Source organism: Glycomyces sp. NPDC021274 (assembly GCF_040641195.1).
GTDB lineage: Bacteria > Actinomycetota > Actinomycetes > Mycobacteriales > Micromonosporaceae > Glycomyces.
The window spans coordinates 99,439-116,150 of the sequence record NZ_JBFADC010000007.1 but is presented as its reverse complement, the minus strand read 5'-3'; the positions used below and the strand labels follow the sequence as shown (position 1 = coordinate 116,150).

Sequence of the window (16,712 nt, the reverse complement as noted above, 5' to 3'; positions counted from 1 at the left end):
TTAGGAGGGCGCGGCTTGGGCCAGGAAACCGGCGAAGATGTACGAGACCTGGTCCAGGAACTTGATGCCGGTCGGCGAATAGGTGTCGGCGACTTCATCGCCGCAGGCCATCACCATGCCGTGCGAAGGGTCGGGAATCTCGGTGGTGGAGATGTTCGATATCACGAGGGCGAATACGACGCAGATGAGTGCGATGCGCACCCAGAGCGGGAGCCGGTGCCGCTTGACCGGCAGCGCCAGGATGAACGCCGTGGCGACCAGGAGCGTTCCTGCAGTCACCTTGCCGCCGCCGAGCAGCACGATGCCGCACAGTCCGGTGACGACGATGCCAGTCCACATTGCTGTCTTCTTGAAGGTGTCCATCAGGACCCGTCCTTTCGCTGCGGCCGGGGAGGGATTCGGCCCGGCACAGCAAGTGCACCGCACCGCCCGTTGCGCGGGCGTCAACCGCAACGGCAATGCCGCGGCAATATCGGGCGCGCTCAGCGGCGAGGCGCAGGACAGGCTCTAGCGGCCTGGCACGTGGCAGTCGGCGAGGTGGTCGTCGACCATGCCGACCGCCTGCATCATCGCGTAGGCGGTGGTGGGTCCGACGAACTTGAAGCCGCGCTTCTTGAGCGCCTTCGCGAGCGCGGTCGACTCGGCGGTCACGGCGGGCACGTCGGCGATCCGCTTCGGGCGCGCCCGGGGCTCGGGCGCGAAGGACCACACGAGGTCGCTCAGCCCGCCTTCCGCGGTACCGGCGAGCTCGGCGGCGGCCCTGGCGTTCGCGATGGTCGCGTCGATCTTCATCCGGTTGCGCACAATGCCCTCGTCGCCGAGGAGCCGCGCGGCGTCGTCCTCGGTGAACGCGGCGACCTTCGCGATGGCGAAGCCCGCGAACGCCTTCCGGAAGGCCTCGCGCTTGCGCAGGATCACCAGCCAGGACAGGCCGGACTGGAAGGCCTCCAGGCTCAGCCGCTCGAACAGGGCGTCGTCCCCGCGGACCGGGCGGCCCCACTCCTGGTCGTGGTAGTCCCGGTAGACCTCGGGGGACACGCCCCAGGGGCACCGCGTGAGGCCGTCGCCTGCATTGCTCACCGTCGACTCCCGTCCTTCGTGCAACCGACCCGAGCGTACGCGCCGCCACCGACAAATCCCGCCGCCGCGCTCCTGGACCGTCAGACCCTTGTTGCAAGATACTTGCAACAGAATCGCGCAGTCCTCCCCGAAGCGAAGGAGCCCCATGTCCACCACGCCCACCGGCCACACCCTCCCCGACCTCGTCATGGCCTGGGGCCGCGGCCGCGCCCACTCCCGGGTCACCGCCAGGCCCGAGCCGATCGACGGCGGCTTCCGCGTCGCGGTCGGCCCGCCCAGCACCGAGGTCCGCGAAGTCCTCCACACGTACACCCCGGAGTCGCTGGCCGCCACCGCGGCGCGGCTCGACGCGCCCGGCAACCAGGTCATGATCGCGGGCCCCTCCGCACTGCTCGCCTCGGCGGTGCCCTCGACCTGGACGATGGACGACCGCGGCCACCTCATGACCGCCGTATTCGCACAGGACGCGTACACGGTCCCCGAGGACTACCGGCTCATGCTCGAGACCGAGGGCCCGCTCACCGTCGCGCGCGTCTTCCACCGCAACGGCGACCTGGCCGCTTCGGCGCGCCTCGGCCGCGACGGCGGGTTCGGTGTCTTCGACAAGGTCGTCACCGCCCCCGCCCACCAGCGCCGCGGCCTCGGCTCGCTCATGATGCGGGCGCTGTCGGGCAGCGCCTACGCGCAGGGCATGCGGTTCGGGCTGCTTGTAGGCAGCGACGACGGCCGGGCCCTGTACGAGCGCCTCGGCTGGTCGTTCGTCTGCGACTTCCCGGGCGCGCGCAGCAAGCACTTATAGGCAAATCGCTTGCCACGGACCCGGACCGCTGCCACAGTGATGCCCATGACGAGCGCAGCCGATCACGCCGCGGCATGGATCGCCGCCAACCGGGCGATGTGGGACGAGCGCGTCCCGCTGCACGCCGCCAGCGCCCTGTACGACCAGGACGGCTTTCGCGCCGGGCGCGACGAGATCCGCGACTTCGAGGCGGCCGAGGTCGGCGACGTGACCGGCAAGCGCCTCCTGCACCTGCAGTGCCACATGGGGCAGGACACGCTCTCCTGGGCGCGCCGCGGCGCCGCGAGCGTGGTGGGGCTTGACTTCTCCGCGCCGGCGATCGTGGTCGCGCGAGGTCTGGCGGTCGACATCGGGTTCGACGACCGCGCGACCTTCGTGGTCTCGGACGTGTACGAGGCTCCCGCGGCGGTGCCGGACACGGATTACGACATCGTCTACACCGGGATCGGGGCGCTGTACTGGCTGCCGGACATCGAGCGGTGGGCCGAGACGGCCGCGTCACTGGTCGCTCCGGGCGGCTTCCTGTACCTGGCCGAGTTCCACCCGTTCCTGAACGTCTTCGGCTGGGAGAGCATCACCGAGGCCAAGGAGGACTACTTCCGCTCCGAACCGCTGGTCACGGACGAACCGGGCTCGTACGTCGAGATCGAGGCGGAGACCATCGACAACCTCAGCTACGCACGGATGCACACGCTCGGCGACATCGTCTCCGCAATCTGCGCGACCGGGCTCCGGCTCGAGTTCCTGCACGAGCACGAGGTGACGGTGTTCCAGCAGTTCCCGCAGCTCGTGCGAGGCGACGACGGCTACTTCAGGCTGCCGGAAGGGCGGCCGCGGCTGCCGCTGATGTACTCCCTGAAGGCGTCCCGGCCCGCATAGCCCGCTGCTCCGAGGTTCCTTTGACACGGCTCCGAGTGCGATCGGTGGTTCGATCAGCAGTATTCGGTGGACGAACTGCCGGAAAGGGGCACATGGTGAGGACGAAGCAGGAGACGCCTACATATGAGGGCCGTCCGTACGCGAAGCAGGACGAGGAGCTGGTCGACCAGGGCCTGCAATTCGACATCGGGACGCTCCTGAGCCGGCGCGGGGTGCTCTTCGCGGGGGCGGGCGCCGCGGTGGCGGGGCTCGCGGCCTGCGGGAACGGGGAGACGGCGACCGACGGCTCGACTTCGGCCGCCTCCGGGGACCTCACCGAGATCCCGGAGGAGACCGCGGGCCCGTACCCGGGGGACGGCTCGAACGGCCCGGACGTGCTCGAGGAGACCGGCGTCGTGCGCAGCGACATCCGCACCAGCATCGGCACCGCCGACGGTACGGCCGAGGGCGTGCAGATGGACATCGAGCTCACGATCTACGACATGGCGAACGGCAACGCCCGCTTCGAGGGCGCGGCGGTCTACCTCTGGCACTGCACCCGTGAGGGCGGGTACTCGATGTACTCGGAGGGCCTGGAGGACGAGAACTACCTGCGCGGCGTGCAGGTCGCCGACGCGGACGGGGTCGTGCAGTTCACCAGCGTCTTCCCCGGCTGCTACGCCGGGCGGTGGCCGCACCTCCACTTCGAGGTCTATCCCGACGTCGAGTCGATCACCGACAGCGCGAACGTCATCGCGACCTCGCAGGTCGCACTCCCCCAGGACGTCTGCGAGACGGTGTACGCCGAAAGCGGCTACGAGGACTCGGTGGCGAACCTCGCGGCCGTCTCGCTCGACACCGACGGCATCTTCAGCGACGACGGCGGCGAGTCCCAGCTGGGGACCGTGTCCGGCGACGTCGCGAGCGGCTACACCGTCGCGCTGGCGGTGGGCGTGGACACCGCGACCGAGGTAGGCGGCGGTGGCGGTAGCGCGCAGTCCGGTGTCGGGGGCGAGCCGCCTTCGGGCGGGATGCCCTCCGGAGAGCCGCCCGCGAACGACGGCTAGGACGCGAAAGGCCGCTCCCGCGACGGGAGCGGCCTTTCGCGTATCTCAGTGCAGGACGACGAGTCCGGTCTCGCCGAAGACGGTGGCCGCCAGTGAGGGCCGGTTCCCGGCCTTGACCGGCAGTTTCGCGCCGACGGCCGCGAGGTGCGGCTCGATCCGCTCGGGGTGCGGGTGCACGCCTTCGAGGCCCACCAGCGGCACGACCGGCAGGTTCGCGGACGGGTGCGCTGCCCGGCCCCAGTCGATGAGGAAGGGGACGAGGCCGGTCTGGCCGCGCTCGACGTCGAGCGTGAGCTTCCAGGAGAGCTGCTCCCCGCCGTGTCCCTGCCGCGACATCACGTGCGGTTCGCCCGGGTCGTAGCCGGCCTCGCGGGAGGCCGCGACCGCGGCGTCGATGCCGTCGACGCGCACGGCCCAGGTCGCCAGGCGGGCTTCGCTGAGGCCGTCGATCCCGAAGGGGCGCGGCGCTTCCGGCGCGCCCTGCTCGGGATCGGGGCCGATGATCTCGAGATAGCCGCCCTCGCCGAGGCCGAGCAGGAAGTTCCTGGTGCCCAGGCCGGTATGAGCCCCGCCGGGGACCGGTCGGGTCCCGGTGAGGCGCGCGACTTCAGCGACCGTGGCGGCAAGATCGGGCGTGGCCAAGACAAGATGGTCGAGTGACGACATAGGCCGCAGTTTAGTCACTGAACGCCACTCGCGTAACCGGTGTCGCACACCTCGCGCCTCAGCGGCGCCCCGGATCGGTGAGCGTCTGCAGCATGTCGTCCACGGGCTCGGCCAGGACCTTCGCCGCGGCCTTCTCGACCTCTTCCTCCGCCGTCTCCACATGATGCAGGTAGTCGACGCGGCAGCCGTCCGGGCCGTACGCGGCGTCGGGCGGGGGCGGCGGGGTCTCGCGGCGCATGAGGTCACCGATGCCGTGCTCGAGCAGCCCGAACGCGTGCTCGGCGGCCTCGACGGCGGCCGCGTGGATCTCGTCGACCGAATCGCCGGCCAGGAGCCGCCGGACGTTGTCCTCGACGAGGATGTGCTGGGTGTGCAGCAGCTGCGAGGCGACGAGCCGCGAGGTGAGCGGGGCGTTCCCCTCCTCCATGAGCGCCTCGGCCAGCAGCACCGCCGACTGGCGGCGGTAGTCCATGGCCCTGATGAGCAGGGACGGCGTGGCGATGAGGAGGCGCTGCACCCGCAGGAACACCGGGTTGTCCGAGAGGCCGACCTGGGGCGCGCGGCGCTCCAGCAGGCGGCGGTAGTGGCCGCACAGGGCCTCGTGCGGGGTCTGCCCGGCGGGGCGTTCGCGCACAATCCGGGCGGCGTCGCCGGTGTGGTGCTTCATGCCGCCGATGACGAGGTCTTCCTTCGACGGGAAGTAGTTGAACACCGTGGCCTTGGAGACCTCGGCCGCGGCGGCGATCTCGACCACGGACACGTCTTCGAAGCCGCTCTCCTCGAACAGTTCGAGCGCGGTCTTCTTCAACAGCTCCCAGGTCGCGTTCTTCTTGCGCTCACGCAGTCCCGCCTTGTGCTCCACCCCTGAACTGTACCAGATCAAAATCTACTGAGCCAAAAAATACACTTGGAAAAAACTTGTACCGGGTCAAATTCCACTGCTATCCTCGACCACATGACAGGAAAACCACCCGCACCCCCGGCCCCGAAGGCGGCCGACGGCGAGGAGGCCGCACCGGAGGGCTCGATCGTCCGGCTCCTCGCCGAATACCTCCGGCCCCACCGCCGCACCCTCGCTTTCACCGTCGTGCTCCAGATCCTCGGCACCATCGCGTCCCTCTACGTGCCGACCCTCAACGCCGACCTCGTGAACCACGGCGTCGCCACCGGCGACACGGCCTACGTCCTGCGCCACGGCGCGTTCATGCTCGCCGTCACCGTCGTCCAGATCGCCGCCTCCGGCTTCGCCGTCTACTTCGGCGCCCGCACCGCCATGGGCCTCGGCCGCGACCTCCGCGCCGACCTCTTCGCCCAGGTCCAGCGCTTCTCGGCCACCGAGATGGACCGCTTCGGCGCCCCCTCCCTCATCACCCGCGCCACCAACGACATCACCCAGATCGTCACCATGCTCGTCATGGCCCTCACCCTGCTCCTGACCGCGCCCATCGCCGCCTTCGGCGGCCTCGCGCTGGCGCTGAGCCTCGACGTGCCCATGACCGGCGTGCTCCTCGCCGCCATCCCCGTGGTCGCCGTCGCCATCGCCTTCATCGTCATCGCCATGATCCCGGCCAGCCGCGTCATGCAGCGGTGCATCGACGGCATCAACCGCGTCATGCGCGAGCACATCACCGGCATCCGCGTCATCCGCGCCTTCGTGCGCGACGGCCACGAGCAGCAGCGCTTCAGCGAGGCCAACGCCGAACTCACCGCGGCCTCCCTCAAAGTCGGCCGGGTCCAAGCGTTCTTCGGCGCCACCGCAATGATGTTCGGGAACCTCACCTCGATCGCCATCGTCTGGATCGGCGCCGGCCGCATCGCGGACGGCACCATGCAGATCGGCGACCTCATCGCCTTCCTCACCTACGCCGGGATGATCCTCGGCGCGGTCATGATGTCCATGGGCGTCTTCATGATGGCCCCGCGCGCCAAAGTCGCCGCCGGCCGCATCCGCGAAGTCCTCGACACCGACCCGAGCATCGCCAACCCGGCCGAACCAGTCACCGAACTCGCCGGACTCGGCGAACTCGAACTCGAGGGCGTCACCTTCCGGTACGCCGGAGCCGAAGAGGCCGTCCTCCGCGGCGTCGACCTCATCGCCCGCCCCGGCCAGACCACCGCCGTCATCGGCTCCACCGGAGCGGGCAAGACCACCCTGCTCCACCTCATCCCCCGCCTCTTCGACGTCGACGCCGGGCACGTCCGCGTCGACGGCGTCGACGTCCGCGACATGGACCGGGCCCTCATCGCCCGCACCATCGGGCTCGTCCCCCAGCGCGCCTACCTGTTCTCCGGCACCGTCGCCTCCAACCTGCGCTACGGCGACCCGGACGCGAGCGACGAGGCCCTCTGGCGCGCGCTCGAGACCGCTCAGGCGGCCGAGTTCGTGCGCGCCATGCCCGACGGGCTCGACACCGTCATCGGCCAGGGCGGCACGACCGTCTCCGGCGGCCAGCGCCAGCGCCTGGCCATCGCCCGCACCCTGGTGGCGCGGCCCAAGGTGTACCTCTTCGACGACTCGTTCTCCGCACTCGACACCGCCACGGACGCGGCGCTGCGGGCCGCGCTCGCCACCGACATCGCCGACGCCGCGCAGGTCATCGTGGCCCAGCGGGTCTCGACCATCCGCGACGCGGACCGCATCGTCGTGCTCGACGCCGGGCGCGTGGCCGGGACCGGCACCCACGAGGAACTGCTCGCCGGCAATGCGGTGTACGCCGAGATCGTCAACTCCCAACTCACCCTTCAGGAGGCGCTGTGACCATGATGGGAGCCAGGCCCGGCGCACCGGGCTCGACCAAGGCGGAGGACTTCCGCGGCACCGTCCGCCGCATCCTCGACCTCCTGCGGCGCAACCCGCTGCGACTCGCCTCGGTGATCTGCTTCGGCGTCCTCATGGTCGCCGGAATGCTGTCGATCCCCACGGTGCTCGGACGCGCCACTGACCTCGTGATCCAAGGCGCGACCTCGGGCGCCGGCCTCGACTTCACGGGCCTGGCCCGGCTGCTCGGGCTCGCGGTGGTGCTGGCCCTGGCGACCTTCGCAATCACGGTCCTCAACGGCCGCACGATCGCGAAGCTCGCGCAGGAGATGGCGTTCGAGCTGCGTGCGGAGGCCGATCGGAAGATCTCGGCGCTCCCGTTGCGATACTTCGACTCCCGCTCGCGCGGTGAGGTGCTCTCGCGGGTCACCAACGACATCGACAACCTGACGCAGACCGTGGGGCAGGTGACCCAGCGGGTCGTGCAGGGCCTGCTGTTCCTCATCGGCGTGCCGATCATGATGCTCACGATCTCGCCGCTGCTCACCCTCGTGGTGCTCCTGACGATGCCGCTCACGGTGATCGCGGCGAGGGTCATCGGCAAGCGCAGCCAGCCGCGGTTCGCGAAGCAGTGGGCGACGACCGGGAAGCTCAACGGGCACGTGGAGGAGATGATCACCGGGCATCAGCTCGTGACCCTCTTCGGCCGTCAGGCCCAGGGTGCGGCCCGGTTCAAGGAGCACAACGAGGAGCTGTACGAGAACACCGTGCGCGCCCAGTGGGTGGCGGGCCTGCTCGGCCCGGCGATGGGCTTCCTCGGCTCGGTCACGTACGTGCTCGTGGCCGTGGTCGGCGGGCTCCAGGTGGCCGCGGCGGTGCTCACCTTCGGGCAGATCCAGGCGTTCATCCAGTACACCGGGCAGTTTTCGAACCCGCTGAACATGCTCGCGGGCATGTTCGGCCAGATCCAGTCCGCGGTCGCCTCGGGCGAGCGGGTCTTCGAGTTCCTCGACGCCGAGGAGCAGCAGCCCGACCCGGTCGGCACCGGCACCGCGCTGGACACGGTGCACGGCAGGGTCGCGTTCGAGGACGTCTCGTTCCGCTACTTGGAGGACGAGCCGCTCATCGAGCACTTGTGGCTCTCGGCCGAACCGGGTCAGACCGTGGCGATCGTCGGTCCGACCGGCGCGGGGAAGACCACCCTCGTCAACCTGCTCATGCGCTTCTACGACCTCGACGCGGGCCGGATCACCGTCGACGGGATCGACGTCTCCACGGTCGAGCGCGAGCGGATGCGGCGGCGCATCGGCATGGTCCTGCAGGACACCTGGCTGTTCGACGGCACCATCGCCGAGAACATCGCCTACGGCAGGCCCGAGGCCACCCGCGAGGAGGTGGTCGCGGCCGCTTCGGCGGCGCACGCGGACCACTTCATCCGGACCCTTCCTGAGGGCTACGACACGGTGGTCGGCGCCGAGGAGGGCAGCCTGAGTGCGGGTGAACGCCAGCTGGTGACGATCGCGCGGGCGTTCCTCATTGACCCGTCGATCCTGATCCTGGATGAGGCCACGAGCTCGGTGGACACCCGCACCGAGATGCTCGTCCAGCAGGGCATGGTCGCGTTGCGGCAGGGCCGCACGAGTTTCGTGATCGCCCACCGGCTCTCGACCATCCGCGACGCCGACGTGATCGTGGTGATGGAGCATGGCCGCGTCGTCGAGCAAGGCGACCACGACGAACTCCTCGCTTCCGGCGGCGCGTACGCCCGCCTCTACGAGGCCCAGTTCGCGCAGCCCGCGATCGAGGAGGAGCCGGCCGGCAAGTAACCTGCGCGCTCGCCGAGGCAACGGCGAAAGGCGAGGAAACCAGGAGGCGTGGCCGGTCGGGCGGGGCGAAAGTCCAGCCGACCGGCCACGGCCCACGACGCCCGCAAACTCACGGCTCACGGCTCACGGCTCACGGCTCACGGCTCACGGCTCACGGCTCACGGCTCACGGCTCACGGCTCACGGCTCACGGCTCACGGCTCACGCGACGCAGCATCGCAAACGCTCCCAGTGCAAAGAACCGGATTAGCGGTCGCATTTTTCCGAGAGGAGCGGTTCACCGCTCGCAGGCGTTTTACGGTGAGGGCATGCGACTCACCAAGTTCGGCCATTCCTGCGTCCGATTCGACACCGACGGCGGTGCCTTCGTGATCGATCCGGGCGTCTTCTCCGATCCCGCGGCGCTCGACGGCGCGGAGGCCGTGTTCATCACCCACCAGCACCCGGACCACTGCAACGACCCGGAGCTGCGTCGGCTCCTCGATGATCAGCCCGAGACCACGATCTACGGGCCCGGATCCCTCAACGAGGTGCTCGGCAGGCTTCCGTTCACGGTGGTGAGCGAGGGCGACACGATCCCCGTGGCGGGCACCGAGGTCAAGGTCATCGGTCGGCAGCACGCAGTGATCCACCCGGACCTTCCGGCGGTGGCGAACGTCGGCTACCTCGCGGACGGAATCTTCCACCCGGGCGACGCCTTCACGGTCCCCGACGAACCCGTCCGGGTCCTGCTCGCGCCGGTCGCCGCGACCTGGATGAAGCTCTCCGAGGCCATCGACTTCATCCGGACGGTCGACGCCCCGGTCGTGCACCCCATCCACGACGCGATCCTCAGCAAGGACGGCATGGTCCTCGTCGACCGCATGCTCACCAACCTCATCGGCGACCCGTTCCAGCGCCTCACCGACGGCGAGACGGTCACCATCTGAGACCCCGGACCCGGCGGTTCGACACGTAACCCAGGTCGGACCGCTCCGCGATGTCGTACCCCCGTCCCACCCTTGTCATCGGGGGCCCGAAAATCCGGCTCAGGTCGACTTGCGGCGTGCCCTCCAGCCGAGCCGACACCGGCCCGAAGAGAACGCATCGCCCGCGACACCCGCGCGCAGCACCGACTTGTGTCCCTTTAGGACTTTGCAGCCCCTCCCCGGAGCACCAGGAGCGGACCCGGCCGGCGGCCCAGACCACGATCTTCACGACCATGTCGGCACTCACGCTGCGGCGATGCTCAGTTGAAGACCGTGAAGACGCCGTAGGCGGCGCTGACACCGATCGCCGCCCCGCACACGAGCAGCGCCCCCGCGAGGACGACCCAGTCCGCCGGGCGCATTCGCTGTTCGCGCGCATGGGTTCTGGGGATCTCCGAGTCGAATCCGCGCGCGTCCATCGCGGCCGCGAGGCGGCCCGCCCGGCGGATCGCGCCGACCAGGAGCGCGAACATCGTCGAGGCGAAGAGCCGCACGCGCCGCACCGGATTCCAGCCGCCTTCCAGGCCGCGCGCGCGGCGGGCGCCGGTGATCTGTTGCCACTCTGCGCCGAGCAGCGGCAGCAGCCGCAGGGCGGCGAGCGCGCCGAGCGTGAACCGGGCGGGGGCGCGGAGCTGCTGCGTCAGAGCGTCCGCGAGATCGGTCGGGTCGGTGGTCGCGAAGCCGAGGACGCCCGCGGTGGCGGCGACGCAGACGCGCAGGCCGATGGCCGTGCCGTCGAGGAGCGCGCCGGTGCTGATCGTCAAGGGGCCGAAGTCGATCAGGATGCGGCCGGTCTGCTCGGCGGCGAAGACCGCGTTGACGATAACGACCGCTGCGGCCGCGAACCAGAGCCAGCGCAGTCGGCGGGCGAGTTCGGCGATGCGGATGCCGGTGAACGGGACCGCCGCGATGAGCGCGGCGAGCAGGAGCAGCGGGGTGAGCCAGTCGGCGGCGACGAGAGCGGTGATCGATATGACGGTGGCGGCGGCGAGTTTCGCCACCGGGTTGACGCGGGCGATGGGCGCTTGGGCGTCGCAGACGGGCGCGAGGGTCAGACTCATCGGCGGCGCTCCTGGGCGACGCGGCCGCGTTCGAGGACGAGTTCGCGCCCGGCGAGGGCGGCGGCGAAGTCGCGGTCGTGGGTGACGGCGAGGAGCGCGGTGCCTTCGTCGCGGATGTCGGCGGTGAGGTCGACGAGTTCGCCCCAGGTCCGCCGGTCCTGGCCGAAGGTGGGCTCGTCGAGCAGGAGCACGCCGGGTGCGGCGGCGAGTGCGCCGGCGACGGAGAGGCGGCGGGCCTCGCCGCCGGAGAGGGTGTGGGGGTTGGCGTCGGCCAGGGGCGCGAGGCGGAGCCGTTCGAGCAGTTCGGCGACGCGGGCTTCGATGCGGTCCTTGGGCCAGCCCGCTTGGCGGGGTCCGAAGGCGAGTTCGTCGCGGACGCTCGCGGTCACGAACTGGTGCTCGGGGTCCTGGAAGACCGAGCCGACGCGGGTCGCCAGGCGCCGGGCGGGCAGTTTGTGCAGGGGCCGGGGTTCACCGGGCACGGTGGCGGCGCCGCGGGTGGGCTTCGCGAGGCCGCCTGCGAGGAGCGCCAGGGTGGACTTGCCGGAGCCGTTGGATCCGGTGACGGCGAGCAGTTCGCCTTGGCGCAGTTCGAAGAAGACGTCGTCGAGGGCAGGCCGATCCGCGCCCGGGTGCACGTACGCCAGGGCGTCGCCGCGGAGCGCCGGGTCTCCGGCGGCGCGGGCCGGTCGGGTCGGCAGCGGTACGCCGGGGACCCAGACGCCTTGGGCGGCAAGGTGATCGCCGTGCTCAGCGAGGACGGCCGCGGCGGGGCCGTCGGCGAGGAGGGTGCCGCCGGGGCCGAGGGCGATGACGCGGTCGACCAGGTCGAGGATCTCGGCGACGCGGTGCTCGACCACGATCAAGGTGGCCTGGCTTTCGGCCAGCGCGGACCGCAGTGCTTCGCGGACGTCTTGGGCGCCTTCAGGGTCGAGGTTCGCGGTGGGCTCGTCGAGGAGGATGAGGTCGGGGCGGCGGGCGAGGACGCCGGCGAGGGCGAGGCGCTGCTGCTCGCCGCCGGAGAGGGCGTGGGTGGCCCGGTCGGGGCCGTAGGGGAAGCCGACGGCTGCGAGGGCTTCGTGGACGCGGGGCCAGATCTGGTCGCGGGGCACGGCCTGGTTCTCGAGGCCGAAGGCGACGTCGTCGCCGCTGCGGGCCATGACGAGTTGCGTTTCGGGGTCCTGGAAGAGGATGCCGACGCGGTCGCGCTGCTCTGCGGCGGGCAAGCCCGCGATGAGGACGTCGCCGTCCTGCTCGCCGGAGTCCTCGGTGAGGAGTCCGGCGAGCGCGGCGAGCAGGGTGGACTTGCCGGACCCGGAGGGGCCGAGCAGGAGGACCCGCTCGCCGGGTTCGACACGGAGGTCGACGTCCGCGACCGCCTGGGCGCGGCGGCCTGCGTGGCGCCAGGCGAAGCCGCGGAATTCGACCGGGATCATGGCGGGGTCAGATCCGCTGGCGTTCGCGGCCGGCGGGGAAGCGGTCGAGGACGCCGGTGGGGAGCATGGCTTTGACGAGGGCTTTGGAGCCGAGGCCGGCGACGAGGGCGCCTGAGAGCATGGCGAGCGCGAAGTACGGGACCTTGAACGCCCACAGGTCGGCGCCGGGGTAGTAGTTGCGGACGTCGAACCAGGCGAGTGCGACGGCAGCGAGGGCGCCGCCGGCGAGGGCGACGGGGGTGCCGAAGCGGCGGTAGCGGGTCGCGGCGAAGGCGAGTTCGCCGCCGAGGCCTTGGAGGAGGCCTTGGAGGATGACGGCGACGCCCCAGAAGGAGCCGAGGAGCGCCGAGACGGTGGCGGCCAGGGCTTCGGTGAGGAGTCCGGCGCCGGCGCGGCGGACGATCAGGGGGGCGAGCACGGCGGGGATGAGCCAGACGCCGTTGAGGATCGACTTGAGGGGCGGGTAGAACGCGAGGACGGGGTCCAGGCCGTTCCAGACGAATCCCCAGGCCCAGAAGACGACGCCGAAGGCGACGGCGAGGACGGCGCAGGTGAGGATGTCGACGGTGCGCCAGCGGCCGGGGTGGGCGAGGGCAGTGCTGTCGGGCATGGGCTTGCCTTTCGAGGTATGCGGGCATTGCGCGACAGCGGCGACGACTTCCTACGCCGGTATTACCCGGATCAGGTGTGAGGGTCTGCGGTCGGTTCCGCACTCTCAGCCAATCGGCTCCCCTGTCGCTTCCGACGTTAACACCAGGCGACGGTTCGTGACCCGAGGCGATCCCGACAGGTGGCGCCCGCCGCCCGGGCGAGATCGGGGGCGGGGGCGTCGGCCGGGCTGGGTAGATTGCCGTGGTGACGACTGAACGGGATTGGGAGCGGGTGCGGCGGGTCGTGGCGGCGCTGCCGGAGGGCACCTGGACTTCGTACGGTGATCTCGCGGAGCTGATCGGCACGGGCCCCCGGCAGGTCGGGGCGTACATGCGGGACGGTGATGTGCCGCAGGCGTACCGGGTCCTCACGGCGGGCGGCACGGTCTCGGAGGGCTTCCGCTGGGCCGACGGCCGCAGCGGCCGTGATGTGCCCGACCTCCTGCGGTCGGACGGCGTGACGGTGAGCGCGAAGGGCCGCGCCGACCGCTCCCAGCGCATGTCGGTCTACGACCTGAAGCTCCTCGCGACCGAACTCGACGAGGACGAGCCGACACCAGACGATGAGGAAGACTGGAAATAACCCCTATATCGTGATATTTCCGGTCTTAGGGACCCCTGGCGCAAAAGTACCGGGCGGGTGTGACCATCGATCCCTCGAACAAGATGAGAACGAAGCTCAGCTTCAGTGCAGCGCCGCGTCCGCTTCCGTGAGTCGCCATGACGTGAAGGCCACGGTGAGGCCGGCGCGGCTCGGCGCGCAGCAGTAGGGTCCCGCCTTCGCCGCGGCGGCGGGATCGAGCGGGGCGAGGCGCACGAGTCGCCAGGGCTCCTCGTCGACGCGGGCGCGGATGACGACCGCGTCCTCGAGGCGGCTGGCCCGGATGGTGACCTCGCGGCCGGCCCAGTCGGGCACCGGCGCGACCGACCAGTCGGACTTCCCCGAGGTGACCACGGCGCCCACTTGCGGCGCGCCGTCGGCGAACTCGACCCCGGCCTTGATCCAGTGCTCGGCGTCGACGCGGACCATCAGGCCGGCCTGGTCGAACTGCGCCTCGAACGCCGCGACGAAACGCACCTCGACCGCGCTGCCGCGGTCCCAGTCGTCCAGGAGCGCGTGCTCGTCCTCATGGACGAACCCGTACCCGGTGTGCCGCCACGCGTCGCTGCCCTCGGCCGCGGTGACCAGCAGTCCGCCCTCGGACTCCTGCGCCGCGACCGGCAGCGTCGTCCACGCGCCGGACTTCCACGCCAGTTCACGACCCGCGAGCTTCGCAGCCGCCGGATTGTCGATCAGTGCCACATCGTCCATCGCTCCGAGCCTACTGTCGTCACGGGCCGTCACACCAGTGCGGTACAACGGTCCCTATGGCAGGAACAGCGACGCTCAGAGACGAAGCCGAGACACTGCTGCGCGCCCTCGCGGGCGAGCACGCGCGGCTCCGCGAAGACCAATGGCGGGCGATCGAGGCGCTCTGCGACAAGGAACCGGGCGACAGCGGCCGCCGCGTACTCCTGGTGCAGCGCACCGGATTCGGCAAGTCCGCGGTGTACTTCACGGCCACCTCGCTCCTGCGCCGCCGCGGCGCCGGCCCCACGGTGATCGTCTCGCCCCTGCTCGCGCTCATGCGCAATCAGATCGAGGCCGCCGAGCGCGCCGGGGTGCGCGCCCGCACCATCAACTCGGCCAACCCCGAGGACTGGGACGCGATCGCCGAGGCCATCGCCGAAGACGCGGTCGACGTGCTGCTCATCAGCCCCGAGCGCCTCAACAACCCCGCGTTCCGCGACTACCAGCTGCCCAAACTCGCCGCCGGGTGCGGCATGCTCGTCGTCGACGAGGCCCACTGCATCTCCGACTGGGGCCACGACTTCCGGCCCGACTACCGGCGCATCGCCACCTTCATCGAGGACCTGCCCGACAGCGTCCCGGTCCTGGCGACCACCGCCACCGCGAACGCCCGCGTCTCCGACGACATCGCCGAGCAACTGGACAAGCGGGACGCCGCCACGCTCGTGCTCCGCGGCAGCCTCGACCGCGAATCCCTGCGACTGTCCGTAGTGGACATGCCTGACAACGCCCACCGCCTCGCCTGGCTCGACGAGCAGCTCCCCCGCATGGACGGCTCCGGGATCGTCTACACGCTCACCGTGGCCGCCGCCGAAGAGGTCAGCGACTACCTCGCCTCACGCGGCCACGCCGTCGGCTCCTACACCGGCCGCACCGACAACGCCGAACGCCTTGAGCGCGAAGAGGAACTGCTCGGCAACCGCATCAAGGCGCTCGTCGCCACCAGCGCGCTCGGCATGGGCTTCGACAAGCCCGACCTCGGCTTCGTCGTCCACTTGGGAGCGCCGTCCTCCCCCGTCGCGTACTACCAGCAGATCGGCCGCGCCGGCCGCGCCCGCGACCGCGCCGAGGTGGTGCTCCTGCCCGGCAGCGAGGACCGGGCGATCTGGGAGTACTTCGGGTCGCTCTCGTTCCCGGCAGAAGAGGCGGTGCGCCGCACCCTCGACGTGCTCGCCGCCGAAGGCCGCGCACTCTCGACCGCCGCATTGGAGACGCGGGTCGACCTGCGCCGCACCAGGCTCGAGATGATGCTCAAAGTGCTCGATGTGGACGGTGCGGTGCGCCGGGTGAAGGGCGGCTGGGAGGCCACCGGCAAGCCGTGGGTCTACGACGCCGACCGGTACGCGAAGGTCGCCGCGGCCCGCACGCACGAGCAGCGGCGGATGCTCGCCTACGAGGCCACAACAGATTGCCGGCTCGAGTTCCTGCGCAAGGAGCTCGACGACGCCGAGGCCGCGCCGTGCGGGCGCTGCGACAACTGCACCGGCACCCGCACCGAGGCGGGCGTCTCGGCCGAAGCGGCCGCGGGCGCGGCGGCGGCGCTGTCGAAGCCGGGGGTGCCGTTCGACCCGAAGCGCATGTGGCCCACCGGGTTGCAGGCCATCGGGATCGACCTGAAGGGGAAGATCCCGGTGGAGTCGGGCGCCGAGCCGGGCCGGGCGCTGGCGCGCCTGTCGGACATCGGCTGGGGCGGCCCGCTGCGCGAGCTGCTCGCCGACGGTGCCGACCGGGAGGTCCCGGAGGACGTGTTCAAGGCGGTGGTGCAGGTCCTGGCGTCCTGGGACTGGGCGCAGCGGCCCGCCGCGGTCGTCTCGATGGGGTCGCTCTCGCGCCCGAGGCTGGTCGACGGGCTCGCCCAGCGCCTGGCGCAACTGGGCCGCATGGAGTACCTGGGCGCCCTCGGCCGCGCGAACGACACCGGCGGTGGAGCGCACCGCGCCAACAGCGCGCAGCGCCTCCAGCAGGTGCTGCACGCGTTCACTGTGGACTTCCCGGTGCCCGCGGCGAGCGTGCTCCTGGTGGACGACGTGCGCGACAGCGGCTGGTCGATGACCGTGGCGGCCATGCGGCTGCGCGAGGCCGGCGCGACGGCCGTGTACCCGCTCGCGCTCGCCCTGCAGGCCTGAGTGCCCGCGGCGGCGGACGTGCCCGTGCCGCCGCGCGCTCTCCGACAGCCGGAACGCCTGCCCGTGC

The 16,712-nt window shown here is 71.0% G+C and carries 16 protein-coding genes and 1 riboswitch; of the genes, 8 read left to right on the top strand and 8 right to left on the bottom strand.

The window, feature by feature from the left end:
* On the bottom strand, positions 1-363 hold the full coding sequence (locus tag AB0I03_RS16990; protein ID WP_360413400.1) for a hypothetical protein: 363 nt from the start codon (positions 361-363) through the stop codon (positions 1-3).
* A 144-nt stretch (positions 364-507) separates the two neighbouring features.
* On the bottom strand, positions 508-1,080 hold the full coding sequence (locus AB0I03_RS16985; protein ID WP_360413397.1) for a DNA-3-methyladenine glycosylase I: 573 nt from the start codon (positions 1,078-1,080) through the stop codon (positions 508-510).
* A 145-nt stretch (positions 1,081-1,225) separates the two neighbouring features.
* Between AB0I03_RS16985 and AB0I03_RS16980 the strand changes: the two genes are divergently transcribed.
* From AB0I03_RS16980 to AB0I03_RS16970, 3 genes are all read left to right on the top strand, one after another.
* Positions 1,226-1,879, top strand: coding sequence for a GNAT family N-acetyltransferase (locus AB0I03_RS16980; RefSeq protein WP_360413394.1), 654 nt, complete (start codon positions 1,226-1,228; stop codon positions 1,877-1,879).
* A gap of 45 nt (positions 1,880-1,924) precedes the next feature.
* Entirely contained in the window at positions 1,925-2,758 is an 834-nt protein-coding gene (locus AB0I03_RS16975; protein WP_360413392.1) for a class I SAM-dependent methyltransferase, read from the top strand.
* A gap of 92 nt (positions 2,759-2,850) precedes the next feature.
* The gene (locus AB0I03_RS16970) at positions 2,851-3,804 is read left to right on the top strand and encodes an intradiol ring-cleavage dioxygenase (RefSeq protein ID WP_360413390.1); all 954 of its coding nucleotides are present in this window, start codon (positions 2,851-2,853) and stop codon (positions 3,802-3,804) included.
* A 45-nt stretch (positions 3,805-3,849) separates the two neighbouring features.
* On the opposite strand, the gene AB0I03_RS16965 is transcribed toward AB0I03_RS16970, so the two are convergent.
* Both AB0I03_RS16965 and AB0I03_RS16960 read right to left on the bottom strand, forming a co-directional pair.
* Positions 3,850-4,470 (bottom strand): VOC family protein, encoded by a 621-nt coding sequence (locus AB0I03_RS16965; RefSeq protein WP_360413387.1) that lies wholly within the window; start codon positions 4,468-4,470, stop codon positions 3,850-3,852.
* Positions 4,471-4,528: 58 nt separating this feature from the next.
* Complete coding sequence (locus AB0I03_RS16960; protein ID WP_360413384.1) at positions 4,529-5,332, bottom strand: TetR/AcrR family transcriptional regulator; 804 nt, start codon at positions 5,330-5,332, stop codon at positions 4,529-4,531.
* Positions 5,333-5,425: 93 nt separating this feature from the next.
* On the opposite strand from AB0I03_RS16960, the gene AB0I03_RS16955 reads away from it, so the two are divergent.
* From AB0I03_RS16955 to AB0I03_RS16945, 3 genes are all read left to right on the top strand, one after another.
* The gene (locus tag AB0I03_RS16955; protein WP_360413381.1) at positions 5,426-7,228 is read left to right on the top strand and encodes an ABC transporter ATP-binding protein; all 1,803 of its coding nucleotides are present in this window, start codon (positions 5,426-5,428) and stop codon (positions 7,226-7,228) included.
* A 2-nt stretch (positions 7,229-7,230) separates the two neighbouring features.
* A complete protein-coding gene (locus tag AB0I03_RS16950) occupies positions 7,231-9,054 on the top strand; it encodes an ABC transporter ATP-binding protein (protein ID WP_360413898.1) in 1,824 nt (607 codons plus the stop codon).
* 307 nt (positions 9,055-9,361) lie between these two features.
* Positions 9,362-9,982 carry an MBL fold metallo-hydrolase gene (locus AB0I03_RS16945; protein WP_360413378.1) on the top strand — a complete coding sequence of 207 codons (621 nt, stop codon included), beginning with the start codon at positions 9,362-9,364 and terminating at the stop codon, positions 9,980-9,982.
* A gap of 299 nt (positions 9,983-10,281) precedes the next feature.
* Here the strand turns inward: AB0I03_RS16945 and AB0I03_RS16940 are convergent, their stop codons facing one another.
* Genes AB0I03_RS16940 through AB0I03_RS16930 form a run of 3 tightly spaced genes read right to left on the bottom strand, consistent with a single transcriptional unit; the run spans position 10,282 to position 13,128 of the window.
* On the bottom strand, positions 10,282-11,082 hold the full coding sequence (locus tag AB0I03_RS16940; RefSeq protein WP_360413375.1) for an energy-coupling factor transporter transmembrane component T: 801 nt from the start codon (positions 11,080-11,082) through the stop codon (positions 10,282-10,284).
* Positions 11,079-12,518 carry an ATP-binding cassette domain-containing protein gene (locus AB0I03_RS16935; protein ID WP_360413372.1) on the bottom strand — a complete coding sequence of 480 codons (1,440 nt, stop codon included), beginning with the start codon at positions 12,516-12,518 and terminating at the stop codon, positions 11,079-11,081. Before AB0I03_RS16935 ends, AB0I03_RS16940 begins: the two co-directional genes overlap by 4 nt.
* A 7-nt stretch (positions 12,519-12,525) precedes the next feature.
* Positions 12,526-13,128 carry an ECF transporter S component gene (locus AB0I03_RS16930; RefSeq protein WP_360413369.1) on the bottom strand — a complete coding sequence of 201 codons (603 nt, stop codon included), beginning with the start codon at positions 13,126-13,128 and terminating at the stop codon, positions 12,526-12,528.
* A gap of 31 nt (positions 13,129-13,159) precedes the next feature.
* A riboswitch (TPP riboswitch) is annotated at positions 13,160-13,262 on the bottom strand.
* Between the two features lie 111 nt (positions 13,263-13,373).
* Here AB0I03_RS16930 and AB0I03_RS16925 point away from each other — a divergent pair.
* Positions 13,374-13,751, top strand: coding sequence for an MGMT family protein (locus AB0I03_RS16925; RefSeq protein WP_360413366.1), 378 nt, complete (start codon positions 13,374-13,376; stop codon positions 13,749-13,751).
* A gap of 102 nt (positions 13,752-13,853) precedes the next feature.
* Here the strand turns inward: AB0I03_RS16925 and AB0I03_RS16920 are convergent, their stop codons facing one another.
* A complete protein-coding gene (locus AB0I03_RS16920; protein WP_360413363.1) occupies positions 13,854-14,480 on the bottom strand; it encodes a DUF1349 domain-containing protein in 627 nt (208 codons plus the stop codon).
* Positions 14,481-14,536: 56 nt separating this feature from the next.
* Between AB0I03_RS16920 and AB0I03_RS16915 the strand changes: the two genes are divergently transcribed.
* On the top strand, positions 14,537-16,645 hold the full coding sequence (locus AB0I03_RS16915) for a DEAD/DEAH box helicase (protein WP_360413361.1): 2,109 nt from the start codon (positions 14,537-14,539) through the stop codon (positions 16,643-16,645).
* The last annotated feature ends 67 nt before the right edge of the window (positions 16,646-16,712 follow it).

Bases quoted from the DNA above. Each gene is read 5' to 3' on its own strand.
- AB0I03_RS16990 (WP_360413400.1), bottom strand. From the start codon at position 363: ATGGACACCTTCAAGAAGACAGCAATGTGGACTGGCATCGTCGTCACC.
- AB0I03_RS16980 (WP_360413394.1), top strand. From the start codon at position 1,226: ATGTCCACCACGCCCACCGGCCACACCCTCCCCGACCTCGTCATGGCC.
- AB0I03_RS16975 (WP_360413392.1), top strand. From the start codon at position 1,925: ATGACGAGCGCAGCCGATCACGCCGCGGCATGGATCGCCGCCAACCGG.
- AB0I03_RS16970 (WP_360413390.1), top strand. From the start codon at position 2,851: ATGGTGAGGACGAAGCAGGAGACGCCTACATATGAGGGCCGTCCGTAC.
- AB0I03_RS16965 (WP_360413387.1), bottom strand. From the start codon at position 4,470: ATGTCGTCACTCGACCATCTTGTCTTGGCCACGCCCGATCTTGCCGCC.
- AB0I03_RS16955 (WP_360413381.1), top strand. From the start codon at position 5,426: ATGACAGGAAAACCACCCGCACCCCCGGCCCCGAAGGCGGCCGACGGC.
- AB0I03_RS16950 (WP_360413898.1), top strand. From the start codon at position 7,231: ATGATGGGAGCCAGGCCCGGCGCACCGGGCTCGACCAAGGCGGAGGAC.
- AB0I03_RS16945 (WP_360413378.1), top strand. From the start codon at position 9,362: ATGCGACTCACCAAGTTCGGCCATTCCTGCGTCCGATTCGACACCGAC.
- AB0I03_RS16940 (WP_360413375.1), bottom strand. From the start codon at position 11,082: ATGAGTCTGACCCTCGCGCCCGTCTGCGACGCCCAAGCGCCCATCGCC.
- AB0I03_RS16935 (WP_360413372.1), bottom strand. From the start codon at position 12,518: ATGATCCCGGTCGAATTCCGCGGCTTCGCCTGGCGCCACGCAGGCCGC.
- AB0I03_RS16930 (WP_360413369.1), bottom strand. From the start codon at position 13,128: ATGCCCGACAGCACTGCCCTCGCCCACCCCGGCCGCTGGCGCACCGTC.
- AB0I03_RS16920 (WP_360413363.1), bottom strand. From the start codon at position 14,480: ATGGACGATGTGGCACTGATCGACAATCCGGCGGCTGCGAAGCTCGCG.
- AB0I03_RS16915 (WP_360413361.1), top strand. From the start codon at position 14,537: ATGGCAGGAACAGCGACGCTCAGAGACGAAGCCGAGACACTGCTGCGC.